The organism is Streptacidiphilus jeojiense (assembly GCF_000719095.1).
Lineage (GTDB): Bacteria > Actinomycetota > Actinomycetes > Streptomycetales > Streptomycetaceae > Streptacidiphilus > Streptacidiphilus jeojiensis.
The window spans coordinates 64,496-82,209 of sequence record NZ_JOEH01000005.1 but is presented as its reverse complement, the minus strand read 5'-3'; the positions used below and the strand labels follow the sequence as shown (position 1 = coordinate 82,209).

The 17,714-nt window shown below is 67.8% G+C and carries 27 protein-coding genes; 26 read left to right on the top strand and 1 reads right to left on the bottom strand.

What is annotated here, in order from left to right:
* From rplP to truA, 23 genes are all read left to right on the top strand, one after another.
* Window positions 1-420, top strand: coding sequence for a 50S ribosomal protein L16 (gene rplP / locus IF29_RS0108000; RefSeq protein ID WP_030251586.1), 420 nt, complete (start codon window positions 1-3; stop codon window positions 418-420).
* Window positions 420-644: a 50S ribosomal protein L29 gene (gene rpmC / locus IF29_RS0107995; RefSeq protein ID WP_030251584.1), complete on the top strand. Its 225-nt coding sequence runs from the start codon at window positions 420-422 to the stop codon at window positions 642-644. The genes rplP and rpmC overlap by 1 nt, the downstream gene beginning before the upstream one ends.
* The gene (gene rpsQ / locus IF29_RS0107990) at window positions 644-922 is read left to right on the top strand and encodes a 30S ribosomal protein S17 (protein WP_030251582.1); all 279 of its coding nucleotides are present in this window, start codon (window positions 644-646) and stop codon (window positions 920-922) included. The genes rpmC and rpsQ overlap by 1 nt, the downstream gene beginning before the upstream one ends.
* A gap of 112 nt (window positions 923-1,034) precedes the next feature.
* Entirely contained in the window at window positions 1,035-1,406 is a 372-nt protein-coding gene (gene rplN / locus IF29_RS0107985; protein ID WP_030251577.1) for a 50S ribosomal protein L14, read from the top strand.
* Between the two features lie 15 nt (window positions 1,407-1,421).
* Window positions 1,422-1,745: a 50S ribosomal protein L24 gene (gene rplX, locus IF29_RS0107980; protein ID WP_030251573.1), complete on the top strand. Its 324-nt coding sequence runs from the start codon at window positions 1,422-1,424 to the stop codon at window positions 1,743-1,745.
* On the top strand, window positions 1,745-2,314 hold the full coding sequence (gene rplE / locus IF29_RS0107975) for a 50S ribosomal protein L5 (RefSeq protein ID WP_030251571.1): 570 nt from the start codon (window positions 1,745-1,747) through the stop codon (window positions 2,312-2,314). The genes rplX and rplE overlap by 1 nt, the downstream gene beginning before the upstream one ends.
* 4 nt (window positions 2,315-2,318) lie before the next feature.
* Window positions 2,319-2,504 (top strand): type Z 30S ribosomal protein S14, encoded by a 186-nt coding sequence (locus IF29_RS0107970; protein WP_030251570.1) that lies wholly within the window; start codon window positions 2,319-2,321, stop codon window positions 2,502-2,504.
* Between the two features lie 201 nt (window positions 2,505-2,705).
* On the top strand, window positions 2,706-3,113 hold the full coding sequence (gene rpsH / locus IF29_RS0107965; RefSeq protein WP_030251568.1) for a 30S ribosomal protein S8: 408 nt from the start codon (window positions 2,706-2,708) through the stop codon (window positions 3,111-3,113).
* 23 nt (window positions 3,114-3,136) lie between these two features.
* Window positions 3,137-3,676, top strand: coding sequence for a 50S ribosomal protein L6 (gene rplF, locus IF29_RS0107960; protein WP_030251566.1), 540 nt, complete (start codon window positions 3,137-3,139; stop codon window positions 3,674-3,676).
* A gap of 3 nt (window positions 3,677-3,679) precedes the next feature.
* Entirely contained in the window at window positions 3,680-4,063 is a 384-nt protein-coding gene (gene rplR / locus IF29_RS0107955; protein ID WP_030251564.1) for a 50S ribosomal protein L18, read from the top strand.
* Between the two features lie 45 nt (window positions 4,064-4,108).
* Entirely contained in the window at window positions 4,109-4,735 is a 627-nt protein-coding gene (rpsE, locus tag IF29_RS0107950; RefSeq protein ID WP_030251561.1) for a 30S ribosomal protein S5, read from the top strand.
* The gene (gene rpmD / locus IF29_RS0107945; RefSeq protein WP_030251557.1) at window positions 4,735-4,917 is read left to right on the top strand and encodes a 50S ribosomal protein L30; all 183 of its coding nucleotides are present in this window, start codon (window positions 4,735-4,737) and stop codon (window positions 4,915-4,917) included. Before rpsE ends, rpmD begins: the two co-directional genes overlap by 1 nt.
* Entirely contained in the window at window positions 4,918-5,373 is a 456-nt protein-coding gene (rplO, locus tag IF29_RS0107940) for a 50S ribosomal protein L15 (protein ID WP_030251554.1), read from the top strand. It begins immediately after the preceding gene.
* 294 nt (window positions 5,374-5,667) lie between these two features.
* Complete coding sequence (secY, locus tag IF29_RS0107935; RefSeq protein ID WP_030251552.1) at window positions 5,668-6,975, top strand: preprotein translocase subunit SecY; 1,308 nt, start codon at window positions 5,668-5,670, stop codon at window positions 6,973-6,975.
* Window positions 6,975-7,637: an adenylate kinase gene (locus IF29_RS0107930; RefSeq protein ID WP_030251549.1), complete on the top strand. Its 663-nt coding sequence runs from the start codon at window positions 6,975-6,977 to the stop codon at window positions 7,635-7,637. The genes secY and IF29_RS0107930 overlap by 1 nt, the downstream gene beginning before the upstream one ends.
* Before the next feature lie 135 nt (window positions 7,638-7,772).
* Window positions 7,773-8,606: a type I methionyl aminopeptidase gene (gene map, locus IF29_RS0107925; RefSeq protein WP_030251547.1), complete on the top strand. Its 834-nt coding sequence runs from the start codon at window positions 7,773-7,775 to the stop codon at window positions 8,604-8,606.
* Between the two features lie 217 nt (window positions 8,607-8,823).
* Window positions 8,824-9,045, top strand: coding sequence for a translation initiation factor IF-1 (gene infA, locus IF29_RS0107920; protein WP_003956442.1), 222 nt, complete (start codon window positions 8,824-8,826; stop codon window positions 9,043-9,045).
* Between the two features lie 63 nt (window positions 9,046-9,108).
* Entirely contained in the window at window positions 9,109-9,222 is a 114-nt protein-coding gene (gene rpmJ / locus IF29_RS0107915; RefSeq protein WP_009740505.1) for a 50S ribosomal protein L36, read from the top strand.
* A gap of 186 nt (window positions 9,223-9,408) precedes the next feature.
* Entirely contained in the window at window positions 9,409-9,789 is a 381-nt protein-coding gene (rpsM, locus tag IF29_RS0107910) for a 30S ribosomal protein S13 (protein WP_030251540.1), read from the top strand.
* A gap of 74 nt (window positions 9,790-9,863) precedes the next feature.
* On the top strand, window positions 9,864-10,271 hold the full coding sequence (rpsK, locus tag IF29_RS0107905; RefSeq protein WP_030251538.1) for a 30S ribosomal protein S11: 408 nt from the start codon (window positions 9,864-9,866) through the stop codon (window positions 10,269-10,271).
* 124 nt (window positions 10,272-10,395) lie between these two features.
* Window positions 10,396-11,415, top strand: coding sequence for a DNA-directed RNA polymerase subunit alpha (locus IF29_RS0107900; protein ID WP_030251536.1), 1,020 nt, complete (start codon window positions 10,396-10,398; stop codon window positions 11,413-11,415).
* A 138-nt stretch (window positions 11,416-11,553) separates the two neighbouring features.
* On the top strand, window positions 11,554-12,069 hold the full coding sequence (gene rplQ / locus IF29_RS0107895) for a 50S ribosomal protein L17 (protein WP_030251534.1): 516 nt from the start codon (window positions 11,554-11,556) through the stop codon (window positions 12,067-12,069).
* 76 nt (window positions 12,070-12,145) lie between these two features.
* The gene (gene truA, locus IF29_RS0107890; RefSeq protein WP_030251532.1) at window positions 12,146-13,048 is read left to right on the top strand and encodes a tRNA pseudouridine(38-40) synthase TruA; all 903 of its coding nucleotides are present in this window, start codon (window positions 12,146-12,148) and stop codon (window positions 13,046-13,048) included.
* 39 nt (window positions 13,049-13,087) lie between these two features.
* On the opposite strand, the gene IF29_RS43300 is transcribed toward truA, so the two are convergent.
* Window positions 13,088-14,161, bottom strand: coding sequence for a hypothetical protein (locus IF29_RS43300; RefSeq protein WP_051725038.1), 1,074 nt, complete (start codon window positions 14,159-14,161; stop codon window positions 13,088-13,090).
* A 189-nt stretch (window positions 14,162-14,350) separates the two neighbouring features.
* Here IF29_RS43300 and IF29_RS0107880 point away from each other — a divergent pair, with 189 nt between their 5' ends.
* The 3 genes from IF29_RS0107880 to rplM all read left to right on the top strand — a co-directional run bounded on the left by IF29_RS0107880 (window position 14,351) and on the right by rplM (window position 17,704).
* On the top strand, window positions 14,351-15,250 hold the full coding sequence (locus IF29_RS0107880; protein WP_037594651.1) for an SGNH/GDSL hydrolase family protein: 900 nt from the start codon (window positions 14,351-14,353) through the stop codon (window positions 15,248-15,250).
* Window positions 15,251-15,299: 49 nt separating this feature from the next.
* Complete coding sequence (locus tag IF29_RS0107875; RefSeq protein ID WP_030251524.1) at window positions 15,300-16,985, top strand: ABC-F family ATP-binding cassette domain-containing protein; 1,686 nt, start codon at window positions 15,300-15,302, stop codon at window positions 16,983-16,985.
* Between the two features lie 275 nt (window positions 16,986-17,260).
* Window positions 17,261-17,704 carry a 50S ribosomal protein L13 gene (gene rplM / locus IF29_RS0107870; protein ID WP_030251521.1) on the top strand — a complete coding sequence of 148 codons (444 nt, stop codon included), beginning with the start codon at window positions 17,261-17,263 and terminating at the stop codon, window positions 17,702-17,704.
* Window positions 17,705-17,714: the final 10 nt, after the last annotated feature.

The window sequence follows — 17,714 nt, the reverse complement described above, 5'->3', positions numbered from 1 at the left end:
ATGCTGATCCCTCGCAGGGTCAAGCACCGCAAGCAGCACCACCCCAAGCGGCGTGGCATGGCTAAGGGCGGTACCGAGCTGGCGTTCGGCGAGTACGGCCTGCAGGCCGTCTCCCCGGCGTACGTGACGAACCGGCAGATCGAGTCCGCTCGTATCTCCATCACCCGTCACATCAAGCGCGGCGGCAAGGTCTGGATCAACATCTACCCGGACCGTCCGCTCACCAAGAAGCCTGCCGAGACCCGCATGGGTTCCGGTAAGGGTTCGCCGGAGTGGTGGATCGCCAACGTGCACCCCGGACGCGTGATGTTCGAGTTGTCGTACCCGAACGAGAAGATTGCTCGCGAGGCGCTCACCCGCGCCGCGCACAAGCTTCCGATGAAGTGCCGGATTGTCCGGCGCGAGGCAGGTGAGAGCTGATGTCGGCCACCACCAAGGCTGCAGAGCTTCGCGAGCTCGACGACGAGGCCCTCGTCGCCAAGCTCCGTGAGGCCAAGGAGGAGCTGTTCAACCTCCGCTTCCAGGCGGCGACCGGGCAGCTCGACAACCACGGACGGCTCAAGCTCGTCCGCAAGGACATCGCGCGGATCTACACCCTGATGCGTGAGCGCGAGCTGGGCATCGAGACGGTGGAGAGCGCCTGATGACTGAGACTGAGAACACGACCGCAGCACGCGGCTTCCGCAAGACCCGTGAGGGTCTGGTCGTCAGCGACAAGATGGACAAGACCGTCGTCGTCGCCGTCGAGGACCGCGTCAAGCACGCGCTGTACGGCAAGGTCATCCGCCGTACGAACAAGCTGAAGGCGCACGACGAGGCCAACGCCGCGGGCGTCGGCGACCGCGTCCTCCTCATGGAGACCCGGCCGCTGTCCGCGACGAAGCGCTGGCGCGTCGTCGAGATCCTCGAGAAGGCCAAGTAGTAACGAACGCGATTGGGCGCGGTCCGTATGTGCCTGAGGTTCCTCCCCGGAGGAGCGCTCGGGTGAGCAGCGGGCCGGCCCGGTCCCGATCGTTGACGATCAGGAGAAAGCTGTGATCCAGCAGGAGTCGCGACTGCGTGTCGCCGACAACACTGGTGCGAAGGAGATCCTTTGCATCCGTGTTCTCGGTGGCTCCGGCCGACGCTACGCGGGTATCGGTGACGTCATCGTCGCCACCGTCAAGGACGCGATCCCCGGTGGCAACGTGAAGAAGGGCGATGTGGTCAAGGCCGTCATCGTCCGCACCGTGAAGGAGCGCCGTCGTCCGGACGGTTCCTACATCCGTTTCGACGAGAACGCCGCCGTCATCCTCAAGAACACCGATGGTGACCCGCGCGGCACGCGCATCTTCGGCCCGGTGGGCCGCGAGCTGCGCGACAAGAAGTTCATGAAGATCATCTCGCTTGCGCCGGAGGTGCTCTAAATCATGGCGAACAGCATGAAGATCAAGAAGGGTGACCTGGTCCAGGTCATCACCGGCAAGGACAAGGGCAAGCAGGGCAAGGTCATCCAGGCCATCCCCACTGAGAACCGCGTCCTGGTCGAGGGTGTCAACCGGGTCAAGAAGCACACCAAGGTCGGCCAGACCGCCCGTGGTGCCCAGACCGGCGGCATCGTGACCACTGAGGCCCCGATCCACGTGAGCAACGTTCAGCTCGTCGTGGAGAAGGACGGCAAGAAGGTCGTCACCCGCGTCGGTTACCGCTTCGATGACGAGGGCAACAAGATCCGCGTTGCCAAGCGAACCGGTGAGGACATCTGATGACCGACACCTCTGTTGAGAAGGTGACCCCCCGTCTCAAGGAGCGCTACCGCTCCGAGATCAAGGGTCAGCTGCAGGAGCAGTTCTCGTACGAGAACGTCATGCTGATCCCCGGCCTGGTCAAGGTCGTGGTCAACATGGGTGTGGGCGACGCCGCCCGCGACTCCAAGCTGATCGACGGTGCGGTCAAGGACCTCACCGCGATCACCGGCCAGAAGCCGACCGTGACCAAGGCCCGCAAGTCCATCGCGCAGTTCAAGCTGCGTGAGGGCCAGCCGATCGGTACCCACGTCACCCTTCGCGGGGACCGCATGTGGGAGTTCCTGGACCGTCTGGTGTCGCTCGCGCTCCCGCGCATCCGCGACTTCCGCGGTCTGTCGCCGAAGCAGTTCGACGGCAAGGGCAACTACACCTTCGGTCTGACCGAGCAGGTCATGTTCCACGAGATCGACCAGGACAAGGTCGACCGGCAGCGGGGCATGGACATCACGGTGGTCACCACTGCCCAGACCGACGACGAGGGCCGGGCGCTGCTGCGTGCCCTTGGCTTCCCGTTCAAGGAGAACTGAGCACATGGCGAAGAAGTCCCTCATCGCGAAGGCGGAGCGCAAGCCGAAGTTCGGCGTCCGGGGTTACACCCGCTGCCAGCGCTGCGGTCGCCCGCACTCCGTGTACCGCAAGTTCGGCCTCTGCCGCGTCTGCCTTCGTGAGATGGCTCACCGCGGCGAGCTGCCGGGTGTCACCAAGAGCTCCTGGTAGTCCAGGAACTCTGGGTCAGCAGGGCCGCCGGCCTGGCCGCCGTTTTGGGAACTCCGTGAGGAGTCCCGTAAGGTGGTGAGGTCGGGGCCCTGCGCCCCTGATTCGTCTTACTACACCGTAGGTCCCCGCGCCGCGCCCGCTCTGGTTCAACCCCGGGCTGCGCGCTTCGGGAAACCGCGGTGAGAGAGGCCACAGGCCATCATGACCATGACCGACCCGATCGCAGACATGCTGACGCGTCTGCGAAACGCGAACTCGGCCTACCACGACACTGTCGTGATGCCCCACAGCAAGATCAAGACTCACATCGCCGAGATCCTCCAGCAGGAGGGCTACATCACGGGATGGAAGGTTGAGGAGCCCAAGGAGGGCGAGGTCGGCAAGAAGCTGACCGTCGACCTCAAGTTCGGCCCCAACCGCGAGCGCTCGATCGCGGGCATCAAGCGGATCTCCAAGCCGGGTCTGCGGGTCTACACCAAGTCCACCGCTATGCCGAAGGTGCTCGGCGGCCTGGGAGTGGCGATCATCTCCACTTCCGCTGGTCTGCTCACCGGACAGCAGGCAGCCAAGAAGGGCGTGGGTGGGGAAGTCCTCGCCTACGTCTGGTAACTCAGGGAAACGGAGGTACAGCAATGTCTCGCATTGGACGGCTGCCCATCCCGGTTCCCGCCGGCGTGGACGTCACCATCGATGGCCGCACGGTCTCGGTCAAGGGCCCCAAGGGTTCCCTTGCCCACACCGTTGCCGCGCCGATCGACATCGCCAAGGGTGAGGACGGCACTCTGCTCGTCACCCGCCCCAACGACGAGCGTCAGTCCAAGGCCCTGCACGGCCTGACTCGCACGCTGGTGGCGAACATGATCACCGGCGTGACCGCGGGCTACCGCAAGTCGCTCGAGATCAGCGGCGTCGGCTACCGAGTCGCAGCGAAGGGCTCCTCCATGGAGTTCGCGCTCGGCTACAGCCACCCGATCGTGATCGAGGCCCCCGAAGGCATCGCCTTCGTCGTCGAGTCGCCCACCAAGTTCCACGTGGACGGCATCGACAAGCAGCAGGTCGGTGAGGTCGCGGCCAAGATCCGCAAGCTGCGCAAGCCCGACCCGTACAAGGCCAAGGGTGTCAAGTACGCCGGCGAGGTCATCCGCCGCAAGGTCGGAAAGAGTGGTAAGTAACTCATGAGCCTCAGTGTGAAGATCGGCAAGGGCAACGCCTACAAGGCTGCCGCCCGCAAGCGCCGCGCCATCCGCGTCCGCAAGCGCGTCTCCGGTACGCCGGTGCGTCCGCGCCTGGTCGTGTCCCGGTCCAACCGCCACATCGTGGCGCAGGTGATCGACGACCTCGCGGGCCACACGCTGGCTTCGGCGTCCACCCTCGACGTGTCCATCAAGGGCGTCGACGGTGACAAGACCGAGCAGGCCAAGAAGGTCGGAGCCCTGGTCGCCGAGCGCGCCAAGGCCGCCGGCATCGAGTCGGTCGTCTTTGACCGCGCGGGCAACCAGTACGCCGGGCGCATCGCCGCCCTGGCGGACGCCGCCCGTGAGTCCGGGCTCGACTTCTGACCCGCTCGCCCAAGCTGGCGGACGTAAACGAGAGAGGTAAATCCAATGGCTGGACCCCAGCGCCGCGGTAGCGGCGCCGGCGGCGGCACCGGCGGTGGCGAGCGGCGTGACCGTAAGCGGGATGGTCGTGACGGCGCTCCCGTCGTCGAGAAGACCGCGTACGTCGAGCGTGTTGTCGCGATCAACCGTGTCGCCAAGGTTGTCAAGGGTGGTCGTCGCTTCAGCTTCACCGCGCTGGTCGTGGTGGGCGATGGTGACGGCACCGTAGGTGTCGGTTACGGCAAGGCCAAGGAAGTTCCCGCGGCCATTGCCAAGGGTGTCGAGGAAGCGAAGAAGAACTTCTTCAAGGTTCCCCGCATCCAGGGCACCATCCCGCACCCCATCCAGGGTGAGAAGGCCGCGGGCGTCGTCCTGCTCAAGCCGGCTTCGCCGGGTACCGGTGTCATCGCCGGTGGTCCCGTGCGCGCCGTGCTCGAGTGCGCCGGCGTCCACGACATCCTGTCGAAGTCCCTGGGCTCCGACAACGCCATCAACATCGTGCACGCCACGGTCGCCGCTCTGAAGGGCCTCTCGCGCCCCGAGGAGATCGCGGCCCGCCGTGGCCTGCCGCTCGAGGACGTCGCTCCCGCAGCCCTGCTGCGTGCGCGTGCGGCTGGGCAGGGGGCTGCGTAATGGCTCGCCTGAAGATCACCCAGACCAAGTCCTACATCGGCAGCAAGCAGAACCACCGTGACACCCTGCGTTCGCTTGGTCTCAAGCGCATGCACGACGTGGTCGTGAAGGAGGACCGTCCCGAGATCCGCGGGATGGCCCAGACCGTCCGCCACCTCGTCACGGTCGAGGAGGTGGACTAAATGGCGGAGCAGAACCCGCTGAAGATCCACAACCTGCGTCCCGCCCCGGGTGCCAAGACCGCCAAGACCCGTGTCGGTCGTGGTGAGGCATCCAAGGGTAAGACCGCTGGTCGTGGTACCAAGGGCACCAAGGCCCGCTACCAGGTGCCGGCGCGTTTCGAGGGTGGCCAGATGCCCCTTCACATGCGCCTGCCGAAGCTCAAGGGCTTCAAGAACCCGTTCCGGGTCGAGTTCCAGGTGGTGAACCTGGACAAGCTCGGTGCGCTCTACCCCGAGGGTGGCGAGGTCACCGTCGAGGACCTGGTCGCCAAGGGTGCGGTTCGCAAGAACTCGCTCGTCAAGGTGCTCGGCACCGGTGAGATCACCGTCGCGCTGCAGGTTTCGGTTGACGCCGTCTCCGGCTCCGCCGCGGAGAAGATCACCGCTGCCGGCGGTTCGGTGACCGAGCTCATCTGAGTTCTCACCTGACAGGCCTTCAAGGCCCGGTTCCCCCCTGTTCGCAGGGGGGAACCGGGCCTTTCGGCGTGCCGACCCGGGTGCCGGTCCAAGCTGTGCGGGCAACGCGCTTCATTCGAGTGGCCACGGACTGTTAGAGTCCGTGGAGTCCACTTGTAGGTTGGCCGCAGACTCTGTCCGTGAGCCGTTGCCGAACGGTGGCACACCCACCGTCTTCCGGCCCTGTTGCACTCGTAGCGGGCCCAGAACCACCGTCCCTCCCGCCGCTCTCGGCAGGGAGCTGCAGGAGGCACCGTGCTCACCGCGTTCGCCCGGGCGTTCAAGACGCCCGACCTGCGCAAGAAGCTGCTGTTCACGCTGGGCATCATGGTCGTCTTCCGGATGGGTGCCCACATCCCCGTCCCCGGAGTGAACTTCAAGGCCGTCCAGGCGTGTGTGAGTGCCTCGTCGAAGAGCGGGAACGGGCTGCTCGGCCTGGTCAACCTCTTCAGTGGTGGCGCTCTGCTGCAGATCACCGTCTTCGCGCTGGGCATCATGCCCTACATCACCTCCAGCATCATCCTTCAGCTGCTGACGGTGGTGATCCCGCGCCTGGACGCTCTGAAGAAGGAGGGCCAGGCCGGTCAGACCAAGATCACGCAGTACACCCGCTACCTGACCATCGCCCTGGCGATCCTGCAGGCGACCGGCATCGTGGCCACCGCCTCGACCGGTGCCCTGTTCGGCAGCGTCAACTGCGACACCACCCAGATCGTCCCGGACCAGAGCATCTTCAGGATCGCGACCATGGTCATCACGATGGCCGCGGGCACCGTGGTCATCATGTGGCTGGGTGAGCTGATCACCGACCGGGGCATCGGCAACGGCATGTCGATCCTGATCTTCACCTCGGTCGCGGCCGGCTTCCCGTCCTCGCTGTGGTCCATCAAGGCCAGCAAGGGCTGGGCCACCTTCGCCTTCGTGATCATCATGGGTCTGGCCATGGTCGCCCTGGTGGTCTTCGTGGAGCAGGCACAGCGCCGGATCCCGGTGCAGTACGCGAAGCGCATGATCGGGCGGCGGGCCTACGGCGGGACCTCGACCTACATCCCGCTGAAGGTCAACCAGGCCGGTGTGATCCCGGTCATCTTCGCCAGCTCGCTGCTGTACATCCCGGGCCTGATCGTCCAGCTGAGCGGAAGCACCGCCGGATGGGCCCAGTGGATCGACACGAACCTGGTCAAGAGCGACAAGCCGCTCTACGGCGGGCTGTACTTCCTGTTGATCGTCTTCTTCGCCTTCTTCTACGTGGCCATCTCCTTCAACCCCGAAGAAGTTGCCGACAATATGAAGAAGTATGGTGGCTTCATCCCGGGCATCCGGGCGGGCCGCCCGACGGCCGAATACCTGAACTACGTGCTGACGAGGATCACCTGGCCGGGCTCGCTGTACCTGGGCCTGATCGCGATGGTGCCGCTGGTCGCACTCGGGTTGTTCGGGGCGTCGCAGAACTTCCCGTTCGGCGGTACGAGCATCCTCATCATTGTTGGTGTCGGCCTTGAAACTGTGAAGCAGATCGAGAGCCAGCTCCAGCAGCGCAACTACGAAGGGTTCCTCCGCTGATGCGTATTGTCCTCGTCGGGCCGCCTGGGGCCGGGAAGGGTACTCAGGCCGCTCTGCTGGCCAAGACCCTGTCCATTCCCCATGTGTCCACCGGTGACCTCTTCCGCGCCAACATCAGCCAGGGCACCGAGCTCGGTCTCGCTGCCAAGAGCATCATGGAGTCGGGCAAGCTGGTACCCGACGAGGTGACCATTGGCATGGCCAAGGACCGCCTGGCCCAGCCCGATGCCGCCGGCGGCTTCCTGTTGGACGGTTTCCCGCGCAACGTGGCCCAGGCGGCTGCGCTGGACGAGATCCTGGCGGAGTGGGGCATCGAGCTCGACGGCGTGCTCGACCTGGAGGTCCCGGAGGACGAGGTCGTCCGCCGGATCGCCGGTCGGCGGGTCTGCCGCAACGACAACGCACACATCTTCCACGTGGAGTACCACCCCCCCGTGGCCGAGGGTGTGTGCGACGAGTGCGGCGGGCAGCTGTACCAGCGCGCCGACGACGCCGAGGACAAGGTGCGGGTTCGGCTGGAGGTCTACCACACGGAGACCGAGCCGATCATCGAGTACTACCAGAAGCAGGATCTGGTCACGACCATCTCGGCGCTGGGCACGGTCGACGAGGTGACCCGGCGCGCGATCGAGGCGCTGCGGAAGAACGACGACGAGGGCTGACCCCTTCGAACGAGCACGCCGGCCGTGACGCCCTGACGGGTGTCACGGCCGACGCGCGTTGCGCGGCAGGGCCGTACCGTGGATGGCGGGCGGCAGCGAATGCAGAGAACCCGTGGTACTGGAAGGCGAGAGTGCATGGTTGAGATCAAGACCCCCGAGCAGATCAGGAAGATGCGGGAGGCGGGCCTGGTCGTCGCCGAGGCGCTGAAGGCGTGCCGGGAGGCGGTGGCACCGGGGATCAGCACTGGTGAGCTGAACTCCATCGCGGCCAAGGTGATCGCCGACCACGGCGCCACCTCCAACTTCCTCGGTTACCACGGATTCACCGGTGTGATCTGCGCCTCCGTCAACGACGAGGTGGTCCACGGCATCCCCGGCGAGCGGGTGCTGGCCGACGGCGACATGATCTCCATCGACTGCGGCGCCATCGTCGACGGCTGGCACGGCGACGCGGCCGTCACCTGCTTCGTCGGCAGCGGCCACGCCGAGGAGCTGCTGCGGCTCAGCCAGGTCACCGAGGACTCGATGTGGGCCGGCATCGCCCAGGTGAAGAAGGGCAACCGGCTGTCCGACATCAGCCGGGCCATCGAGTCCTACATCCGGCGCCAGCCGCTTCCGCCCAAGGGCAAGTACGGGATCATCGAGGACTTCGGCGGCCACGGCATCGGCTCGGCCATGCACATGGACCCGCACCTGCTGAACTACGTGGACCGCCGGCGCGGCCGGGGGATGAAGCTGGTGCCCGGCTTCGCCATCGCCATCGAGCCGATGGTCAGCCTCGGCACCCCGAAGACGCACACCCTGGCCGACGAGTGGACCGTCAAGACCAACGACGGCACCTGGTCCTCGCACTGGGAGCACTCCATCGCCGTCACCGAGGAGGGTCCGCTGGTGCTGACCGCCTTCGACGGCGGCCGGGCCAAGCTGGCCGAGCTGGGCATCACCGCGGCGCCCGACCCGCTGGGCTGACGGTGCGGGGATGAGGAGCGGGGATGAGGGTGCAGGGCGGGCGACGCCGGGATTGACGGATTTCGCGATCGCTTGTCCGCTGACGTAGACTGCTGTGTCGGCTCACTCGTAGCTTGCTCCCGCATGCCTTCGTCCGTTGTGGCGAGGGTGGACTTAGCGGTCCCTGCGTGAGTGCCGACTACGGTAGTCGAACCCCGGAAGGCGATACCCGCAGGACATGGCCAAAAAGCAAGGCGCCATCGAGATCGAGGGCACCGTCATCGAGTCTCTGCCGAACGCCATGTTCAAGGTAGAGCTGCAGAACGGGCACAAAGTCCTCGCCCACATCAGCGGCAAGATGCGTATGCACTACATCCGCATCCTCCCGGACGACCGGGTCGTCGTCGAGCTCAGCCCGTACGACCTGACCCGCGGTCGAATTGTCTACCGGTACAAGTAAGCAAGAAGCAGATCTCGCGCCGCGTGCACTCGCGGCGCGCTCGACCCGGAGAACCTGAATCCCATGAAGGTCAAGCCGAGCGTCAAGAAGATCTGCGACAAGTGCAAGGTGATCCGCCGTCACGGTCGGGTCATGGTGATCTGCGAGAACCTGCGCCACAAGCAGCGTCAGGGCTGATCACTTCCCTTCACGGGTCGTAACTCTTCGCGCGACGCGAAAAACAACATGAAGCGGGATGCCCGATCCGTTCGTCGGAAACGATGAGCGGACTGCCACCCTCGGTCCGGAGGCCGGGGCTCCCTCGACGAGAGTCGAAGGAGAGGCATCGCGTCAGACCTCCGAAGGAACACAGGAGCCACATTCATGGCACGCCTCGCCGGCGTTGATCTCCCCCGCGAAAAGCGGATCGAGATCGCCCTCACCTACGTGTACGGCATCGGCCGTACCCGCTCGAAGCTCGCCCTCGCCGAGACCGGTGTCAACCCGAACATCCGTGTTCGCGACATCACCGAGGACGACCTGGTCAAGCTGCGCGACTTCGTCGACGCCAACTTCAAGGTCGAGGGTGACCTCCGCCGTGAGGTCGCCGCTGACATCCGCCGCAAGGTCGAGATCGGCTGCTACCAGGGTCTGCGTCACCGCCGCGGCCTGCCGGTCCACGGTCAGCGCACCCACACCAACGCCCGTACCCGCAAGGGTCCGCGTCGCGCGATTGCCGGCAAGAAGAAGCCCGGCAAGAAGTAGTCCGCCCCAACACCGGACTTGAATCCGGCCCGCTGGGCTAGCGGACCGACCACCTCAGTAGGAGAAACAGACTTATGCCCCCCAAGGGTCGTCAGGCTGCCGGCGCGAAGAAGATCCGCCGCAAGGAAAAGAAGAACGTCGCTCACGGCCACGCGCACATCAAGAGCACGTTCAACAACACCATCGTCTCCATCACGGACCCCTCGGGCAACGTGATCGCGTGGGCGTCCTCGGGCCACGTCGGCTTCAAGGGCTCCCGCAAGTCGACTCCGTTCGCCGCGCAGATGGCCGCCGAGGCCGCCGCGCGTCGCGCCCAGGAGCACGGCATGCGCAAGGTCGACGTCTTCGTGAAGGGTCCGGGCTCCGGCCGCGAGACCGCGATCCGCTCCATCCAGGCCACCGGCCTGGAGGTCGGCTCGATCCAGGACGTCACCCCCACCCCGCACAACGGCTGCCGCCCCCCGAAGCGCCGTCGCGTCTGACGCACGGCTGCTTCTGAAGCAGCGGTAGTACTCGGATACGGCCCCTGTTCGCTCGGGGGCCGTATCCTTGCTTTCGTCGGCATCAAATAGTGGGTGCCGAAGATCTAACTGGAGGATTCACCTCATGCTGATCGCTCAGCGTCCGTCGCTGACCGAAGAGGTCGTCGACGAGTTCCGCTCCCGGTTCGTGATCGAGCCGCTGGAGCCGGGCTTCGGCTACACCCTCGGCAACTCGCTCCGCCGCACCCTGCTCTCCTCGATCCCCGGCGCTGCTGTCACCAGCATCCGGATCGACGGTGTCCTGCACGAGTTCACCACCGTGCCGGGCGTCAAGGAGGACGTCACCGACCTCATCCTGAACATCAAGCAGCTGGTCGTCTCCTCGGAGCACGACGAGCCGGTCGTGATGTACCTGCGCAAGCAGGGCCCGGGTCTGGTCACCGCCGCCGACATCGCGCCCCCGGCCGGTGTCGAGGTGCACAACCCCGAGCTGGTCCTGGCCACGCTCAACGGCAAGGGCAAGCTGGAGATGGAGCTGACCGTCGAGCGCGGTCGCGGCTACGTCTCCGCCGTCCAGAACAAGCAGTCGGGCCAGGAGATCGGCCGGATCCCGGTCGACTCCATCTACAGCCCGGTGCTGAAGGTCACCTACAAGGTCGAGGCGACCCGAGTCGAGCAGCGTACCGACTTCGACAAGCTCATCGTCGACGTCGAGACCAAGCCCGCCATGCGTCCCCGTGACGCCATGGCCTCGGCCGGCAAGACCCTGGTGGAGCTGTTCGGCCTCGCCCGCGAGCTGAACATCGACGCCGAGGGCATCGACATGGGCCCGTCCCCCACGGACGCCGCCCTGGCCGCCGATCTCGCCCTGCCGATCGAGGAGCTGGAGCTCACCGTTCGGTCGTACAACTGCCTCAAGCGCGAGGGCATCCACACCGTGGGTGAGCTCGTCGCCCGCTCCGAGGCCGACCTGCTCGACATCCGCAACTTCGGTGCGAAGTCGATCGACGAGGTCAAGGCGAAGCTGGCCGGCATGGGCCTGGCCCTCAAGGACAGCCCGCCCGGATTCGACCCGACCGCCGCCGCCGACGCCTTCGGCGCCGACGACGACGACCCGGGCTTCGCGGAGACCGAGCAGTACTGAGCCTGATCGAGTGGTACGGGACCGCCCCGGCGGTCCCGTACCCTTGAAGGCTGTGCAACCAAGTCGTCCGGGCAACAGTGCCCGTACGCCCGCCCCGGTACCTGGTACGGCCGGGGGTCGGAGATCCAAGGAGACACCATGCCTCGCCCCGCGAAGGGTGCCCGCCTCGGTGGCGGTCCCTCCCACGAGCGTCTGCTGCTGGCCGGTCTGGCCCGCGAGCTCTTCCAGTACGGCCGGATCACCACCACCGAGGCCAAGGCTCGCCGCCTGCGCCCGGTGGCGGAGAAGCTGATCACCAAGGCCAAGAAGGGTGACATCCACAACCGCCGTGAGGTCCGCAAGACCATCACCGACGTGGCTGTGCTGCACACCCTCTTCACCGAGATCGGTCCTCGCTACGAGAACCGTCCCGGTGGCTACACCCGCATCACCAAGATCGGTCCCCGTCGTGGCGACAACGCCCCGATGGCCGTGATCGAGCTGGTCGAGGCCCTGACCGTGGCCCAGACCGCGGTCGGCGAGGCCGAGGCTGCGACCAAGCGCTCCGTCAAGGAGACCGAGGCTGCCGCCCCGGTCGACGCCGCGCCGGCTGACGCCGCCCCGGTTCAGGACGCCGCTCCGGTCGACTCCGTCGAGGAGACCGAGGAGGCCTGACCGCCTCCGCAGCGGGCCCGCTCTCCCTTCGGGGAGGGCGGGCCCGTTCTCGTACTGCGAACTTTCGGGGCCTTTGATGACTGAGTGTGTGGAAGAGCGGGAGCCCCGGCGCGAGGGTGCTGCCGAGGGCTTCGTCCGGGTGCGGCTGGACCTGTCCTACGACGGGACCGGGTTCTCCGGCTGGGCCAAGCAGAAGAGCGGGCGGCGGACGGTCCAGGGCGAGCTGGAGGACGCGATCCGGGTGGTGCTGCGGCAGCCCGAGGTCTTCCCGCTGACGGTGGCCGGGCGCACCGACGCGGGGGTGCACGCGCGCGGCCAGGTGGCCCATGTCGACCTGCCGGGTGACATCTGGGCGGCCGAGGGCGAGAAGCTGCGCCGCCGGCTCGCCGGACGGCTGCCGGGCGACATCCGGGTCTGGCGGGTCGCCGAGGCCCCGGCCGGGTTCGACGCCCGGTTCTCCGCGGTGTGGCGCCGCTACGCCTACCGGATCTGCGACCACCCGGCCGGCGTCGACCCGCTGCGGCGGGCGCACGTGCTGTGGCACGACCGGCCGCTGGACGTGGACGCCATGAACGAGGCGGCCCGGCTGCTGGTGGGCGAGCACGACTTCGCGGCCTACTGCAAGAAGCGCGAGGGCGCGACCACCATCAGGGAGCTGCTGGACTTCTCCTGGGAGCGGCTGCCGGGCGACGCGCTGCTCGGCCCGGAACTGCCCGGCCTGGTGGTCGGCACGGTGCGGGCCGACGCCTTCTGCCACAACATGGTGCGAGCCCTGGTCGGCGCGATGCTGCTGGTCGGCGGTGGGCAGCGGCCGGTGGGGTTCCCGGGCGAGGTGCTGTCCGGCGGCGTCCGGAACTCGGCGGTGAGCGTGGTGCGGCCGTACGGCCTGACCCTGGAGGAGGTCGGCTATCCGGCCGACCGGGATCTGGCGGCGCGCAGCCGGGAGGCGCGGAACCTGCGGGTGCTGACGCCCCGCTAGCAGGCCGCCGTCCCGGTCGGAGCCGGATCTCCCGCACCGTCAGTTCTTCGCCGTCGCCTCGCCCCTGGCCCGGGCGAGCAGGTTCTCGAAGACCATCCGGCCCATGTCCGTGCCGGCGGCCAGGGCCGAGGTGTCCGCGGCCGGGACCGGCTTCCCGGTGGTGTAGCCGGCCACGGTGAAGTAGGCGTAGCGGCCGTAGGCGTTGACGCTCAGTCGGCAGGCCACGGCGTGGCAGAAGGCCGGGAGGGCGCCGCCGGACAGGGGTTCCAGGTTCCCCGCGGTGGCCTGGGCCTTGACCGCGGCCGCCTGGGCCGCGCTGTCGAAGACGCCGACGCCGACCGTCACCGCGGTCGTCCCGGTCGCGTAGCTGGCCCGGAACACCTTGCGGCAGCCGTACTTGGTGAGCACCGCGGCGAGGTTGGGGGTGACCGCGGGGACGCAGGCCGAGGCCGTTGTCAGTGCCTGCGTGTAGGAATGGTTGTCGACGGTGACGCTCTTGCCGGGGAAGAGCGTCACCGCACTCAGCGGTGCGGTGTCGGTGGCTGCGGCACCCAGCAGCGTGGCCGGGTCGACGGCCGTCGTCGGCGCCAGGGCGGACGGTACGGCCGTGGGTGAGGGTGTGTCAGTCGGGGTCTGCTGCACCGGGATCGCGGGTGCGGTGTCCGCCGGGGCGGAGGCGGTCGGCGCGGCGGCGGACGGCGAGGCGGCGGCCGACTGCTTGGCCGGCCGGGTGGTGAGCAGGGTGGCCCCGGTGCCGACCAGGACCAGCACGGCCACCAGTGCCGTGCCCAGCCAGAGCTGGCGGCGCCTGCGCGCCGAGGCGGCCTCCTGCCGGTCCAGCATGGCCTGGAACTCCTCGTGCACGGACGCGTCGGGGGTGCCCGGCCGTACCGCGAAGGACATCGGCGACGGTTCGCCGTCGGGTTCCGCGGCTCGCTGCGGTTCGGGGATCGGCAGGTTGGGCGCCCCCGGACGGACCCGGTACTGGCTCTCGGTCAGGGTCTCGGCGACGGGGTTTCCCGGTCCGTACTGGGTCGGGATGCGCCCAGGGGTGTCCGCGCCCCGGCGCGGGAGCGGCTTGGCGGCATTGTCCGGTGCGGGCCCGTTGCTCATGGGCCGCGAGCATAACGGGATTCGCTGATTCCGGGACATCCCCCAGGTCGGAGTGGTTCACCAAAGAGAGTGAACCTGGCGGCCGAGCGCCTCTGTGCACGTACTGTGCGCCGACTGAGGGTCTATTCTCGCGCGGGTCGTGGGGGCGTTGGGGGTCAGGAGAACTGATGGAGCAACACCATGTTCAGCATGCCGCGCCGTAGAGGCCTGATCGCGACCCTGCTCGGCTGCCTGCTGTGGGTGCCGGCCGCGGTGACCGGCCCGGCGGCGGCCCAGTCGCCGGTGCCCGGGTACCACTCCTACGTGGCCCTCGGGGACTCCTTCCAGGCGGACAGCGCGATCCTGCCGGGGGTGACCGCCGCTTTCGTCCCGGCCGGCTGCGCCCAGGTGTCCTACGACTATCCGCACCAGGTCGCTGCGGCGCTCGGGGTGGCCGACTTCAAGGACGCGACCTGCGGCGGAGCGGTGAGCGGCAGTATGACCGGACCCCAGCCGGTGCTCGGCGGAGTGAACCCGCCGCAGTTCTCCAGGCTGGGGCGGGACACCGAGCTGGTGACGGTCGGGATCGGCGGCAACGACCTCGACCTGATCGGCCTGATCGGGCGCTGCCTGGCCCTGCTGCCGCTGCCCACCACCACCTGCCCGCACGACCCGATGACCGACCGGATCGCCGCCGAGCAGCGGGTGGTCGAGGGCGTGCTGGCCGGGATCCACCAGCGGGCCCCGCGGGCCAGGGTGCTGCTGGTGGACTACCTGGCGGTGTTCCCGGAGCACGGCGGCTGCTGGCCCTACGTCCCGATCGAGGACCAGGACATGGCGTACCTGCACCGGGTCCTGGCGGCGGTGAACACGATGCTGGCGGGGGCCGCCGCCGCGGACCCCCGGGGGACGGAGCTGGTCGACACCTACACCCCCTCGATCGGGCACGACGTGTGCCAGAGCCCGACCGTGCGGTGGACCGAGGGGCTGCTGCCGCTGTCGGTGAACACCCTGAGCGTCGCGGTCCCGTTCCACCCCAACCGGGCCGGGGCCGACGGCCAGGCCAGGGCCGTGTTGGCGCAGGTCCGAGCCGGTGCGCCGGTGCGCTGAACGGAAACCCATTTGGGTCCGGAGTCGGCTCGGCAGAGAATTACCGACCATGGGACATGTCGAGATTTCACACCTGGAGTACTACCTGCCGGACGGGCGGGTGCTGTTCGACGACGTGTCCTTCCGGGTGGGGGAGGGCGCGGCGGTCGCCCTGGTCGGCGCCAACGGCGCTGGCAAGACCACGCTGCTCCGGATGATCGCCGGAGACCTGCAGCCGCACGGCGGTTCGGTGACCGTCAGCGGCGGCCTGGGCGTGATGCGCCAGTTCGTCGGGACCACCGGCCGCGGCGGCGAGGCCGGTTCCGACGACACCAGAGCGGCGCAGGAGGACGACGGCCATGTGCTGCCGCCGGACGCCTCGGTACGCGATCTGCTGGTGTCGGTGGCGCCGCCACGGATCCGCACCGGCGCCAGGACGGTGGACGCCGCCGAGCTGGCGATGATGGCGCAGGACGACGAGAAGACCCAGCTCGCCTACGCCCAGGCGCTCTCCGACTGGGCGGACGTCGGCGGCTACGAGTACGAGACCGTCTGGGACGTCTGCACCACCGCCGCCCTGGGCATGCCGTACGACCGGGCCCAGTGGCGCGGCCTGAACACCCTCTCCGGCGGTGAGCAGAAGCGGCTGGTGCTGGAGGCGCTGCTGCGCGGCCCCGACCAGGTGCTGCTGCTGGACGAGCCGGACAACTACCTGGACGTCCCCGGCAAGCGCTGGCTGGAGGAGCAGATCCGCAGCACCTCCAAGACGGTGCTGTTCATCTCGCACGACCGGGAGCTGCTGGCGGCCAGCGCCGAGAAGATCGTCAGCGTGGAGGCGGGAATCGACGGCAGCGAGGTGTGGGTGCACGGCGGCGGCTTCGCCACCTTCCACGCCGCCCGTGAGGAGCGCTTCGCCCGCTTCGACGAACTGCTCCGCCGCTGGGACGAGAAGCACGAGCAGCTGAAGAAGCTGGTGCTGGACATGCGCGACTACGCGGCCCGCAGCCCCAAGATGGCCTCGCGCTATGCGGCCTCGGTCACCCGGCTGAAGAAGTTCGAGGAGGCCGGCCCGCCGCCGGAGCCGCCGCGCAAGCAGAACATCGCCATGCGGCTGCGCGGCGGCCGTACCGGGGTGCGCTCGCTGACCTGCGAGAAGCTGGAGCTCACCGGGCTGATGAAACCGTTCGACCTGGAGGTCTTCTACGGCGAGCGGGTCGCCGTACTCGGCTCCAACGGCTCCGGCAAGTCGCACTTCCTGCGGATGCTGGCGGGCGAGGAGGTGGCGCACACCGGCAGTTGGAGGCTGGGCGCCAGGGTGGTCCCGGGCCACTTCGCGCAGACCCACGCCCACCCCGAGCTCTTCGGGCGGACCACCAGGGAGATCCTGGAGTCCGAGCACGCGATCGACCGCAAGGCGGCGATGAGCGTGCTGCGCCGCTATGAGTTGCATCACCAGGAGGAGATCCGGTTCCAGGACCTCTCCGGCGGCCAGCAGGCCCGGTTGATGATCCTGCGGCTGGAGCTCTCCGGCGCCACCGCGCTGCTGCTGGACGAGCCCACCGACAACCTGGACCTGGACAGCGCGGAAGCGCTCCAGGAGGGGTTGGAGAGCTTCGAGGGGACGGTGCTCTCGGTGACCCACGACCGCTGGTTCGCCCGCAGCTTCGACCGCTTCGTGGTCTTCGGCTCTGACGGCCGGGTCTACGAGGCGCCGGAGCCGGTCTGGGACGAGGGCCGGGTTACGCGGGACCGATGACCTTGATAAAGGACGTAGACTGGACGACGGCTTGCGGGGTACCGCGGTGCTCGACCGGGCGATTTTGACCCGTACGGCTCCGTCCCGGTATCCTGCGAGTTCGTTGTGCGTATTGGCTCGCTCCATCTCACGTGAGAGGTCGGTACGCCGGTCCACCGGGCCGATAAGCAGCGACGCGCCCATCCGATTGCGTCCGGGGAAGTGCGTCTCGGCTGCTTCCGATCGTCCGGGTGGTCCTGTCAGGACACACTCACTGAAAAGCGAAGGCTACGACCGTGCGTACGTACAGCCCCAAGCCCGGCGACGTCCAGCGTCAGTGGCTCGTTATCGACGCTCAAGACGTCGTTCTCGGCCGCCTGGCCTCTCAGGCCGCGAACCTCCTCCGGGGTAAGCACAAGCCGGTGTACGCGCCGCACGTTGACATGGGTGACTTCGTCATCATCATCAACGCGGACAAGGTGCACCTGTCCGGGAACAAGAAGACCCAGAAGCTGGCCTACCGCCACTCCGGTTACCCGGGCGGCCTGCGCTCCGTGCGCTACGACGACCTCCTGGAGAAGAACCCGGAGAAGGCCGTCGAGAAGGCCATCAAGGGCATGATCCCCAAGAACTCCCTGGGCCGTCAGATGCTCTCCAAGCTGAAGGTCTACTCGGGCGACCAGCACCCGCACGCTGCCCAGCGTCCGGTGCCGTTCGAGATCACCCAGGTCGCGCAGTAACACCGGCCAC

Bases quoted from the DNA above. Each gene is read 5' to 3' on its own strand.
- rplP (WP_030251586.1), top strand. From the start codon at position 1: ATGCTGATCCCTCGCAGGGTCAAGCACCGCAAGCAGCACCACCCCAAG.
- rpmC (WP_030251584.1), top strand. From the start codon at position 420: ATGTCGGCCACCACCAAGGCTGCAGAGCTTCGCGAGCTCGACGACGAG.
- rpsQ (WP_030251582.1), top strand. From the start codon at position 644: ATGACTGAGACTGAGAACACGACCGCAGCACGCGGCTTCCGCAAGACC.
- rplX (WP_030251573.1), top strand. From the start codon at position 1,422: ATGAAGATCAAGAAGGGTGACCTGGTCCAGGTCATCACCGGCAAGGAC.
- rplE (WP_030251571.1), top strand. From the start codon at position 1,745: ATGACCGACACCTCTGTTGAGAAGGTGACCCCCCGTCTCAAGGAGCGC.
- IF29_RS0107970 (WP_030251570.1), top strand. From the start codon at position 2,319: ATGGCGAAGAAGTCCCTCATCGCGAAGGCGGAGCGCAAGCCGAAGTTC.
- rpsH (WP_030251568.1), top strand. From the start codon at position 2,706: ATGACCATGACCGACCCGATCGCAGACATGCTGACGCGTCTGCGAAAC.
- rplF (WP_030251566.1), top strand. From the start codon at position 3,137: ATGTCTCGCATTGGACGGCTGCCCATCCCGGTTCCCGCCGGCGTGGAC.
- rplR (WP_030251564.1), top strand. From the start codon at position 3,680: ATGAGCCTCAGTGTGAAGATCGGCAAGGGCAACGCCTACAAGGCTGCC.
- rpsE (WP_030251561.1), top strand. From the start codon at position 4,109: ATGGCTGGACCCCAGCGCCGCGGTAGCGGCGCCGGCGGCGGCACCGGC.
- rpmD (WP_030251557.1), top strand. From the start codon at position 4,735: ATGGCTCGCCTGAAGATCACCCAGACCAAGTCCTACATCGGCAGCAAG.
- rplO (WP_030251554.1), top strand. From the start codon at position 4,918: ATGGCGGAGCAGAACCCGCTGAAGATCCACAACCTGCGTCCCGCCCCG.
- IF29_RS0107930 (WP_030251549.1), top strand. From the start codon at position 6,975: ATGCGTATTGTCCTCGTCGGGCCGCCTGGGGCCGGGAAGGGTACTCAG.
- map (WP_030251547.1), top strand. From the start codon at position 7,773: ATGGTTGAGATCAAGACCCCCGAGCAGATCAGGAAGATGCGGGAGGCG.
- infA (WP_003956442.1), top strand. From the start codon at position 8,824: ATGGCCAAAAAGCAAGGCGCCATCGAGATCGAGGGCACCGTCATCGAG.
- rpmJ (WP_009740505.1), top strand. From the start codon at position 9,109: ATGAAGGTCAAGCCGAGCGTCAAGAAGATCTGCGACAAGTGCAAGGTG.
- rpsM (WP_030251540.1), top strand. From the start codon at position 9,409: ATGGCACGCCTCGCCGGCGTTGATCTCCCCCGCGAAAAGCGGATCGAG.
- rpsK (WP_030251538.1), top strand. From the start codon at position 9,864: ATGCCCCCCAAGGGTCGTCAGGCTGCCGGCGCGAAGAAGATCCGCCGC.
- IF29_RS0107900 (WP_030251536.1), top strand. From the start codon at position 10,396: ATGCTGATCGCTCAGCGTCCGTCGCTGACCGAAGAGGTCGTCGACGAG.
- rplQ (WP_030251534.1), top strand. From the start codon at position 11,554: ATGCCTCGCCCCGCGAAGGGTGCCCGCCTCGGTGGCGGTCCCTCCCAC.
- truA (WP_030251532.1), top strand. From the start codon at position 12,146: ATGACTGAGTGTGTGGAAGAGCGGGAGCCCCGGCGCGAGGGTGCTGCC.
- IF29_RS43300 (WP_051725038.1), bottom strand. From the start codon at position 14,161: ATGAGCAACGGGCCCGCACCGGACAATGCCGCCAAGCCGCTCCCGCGC.
- IF29_RS0107880 (WP_037594651.1), top strand. From the start codon at position 14,351: ATGCCGCGCCGTAGAGGCCTGATCGCGACCCTGCTCGGCTGCCTGCTG.
- IF29_RS0107875 (WP_030251524.1), top strand. From the start codon at position 15,300: ATGGGACATGTCGAGATTTCACACCTGGAGTACTACCTGCCGGACGGG.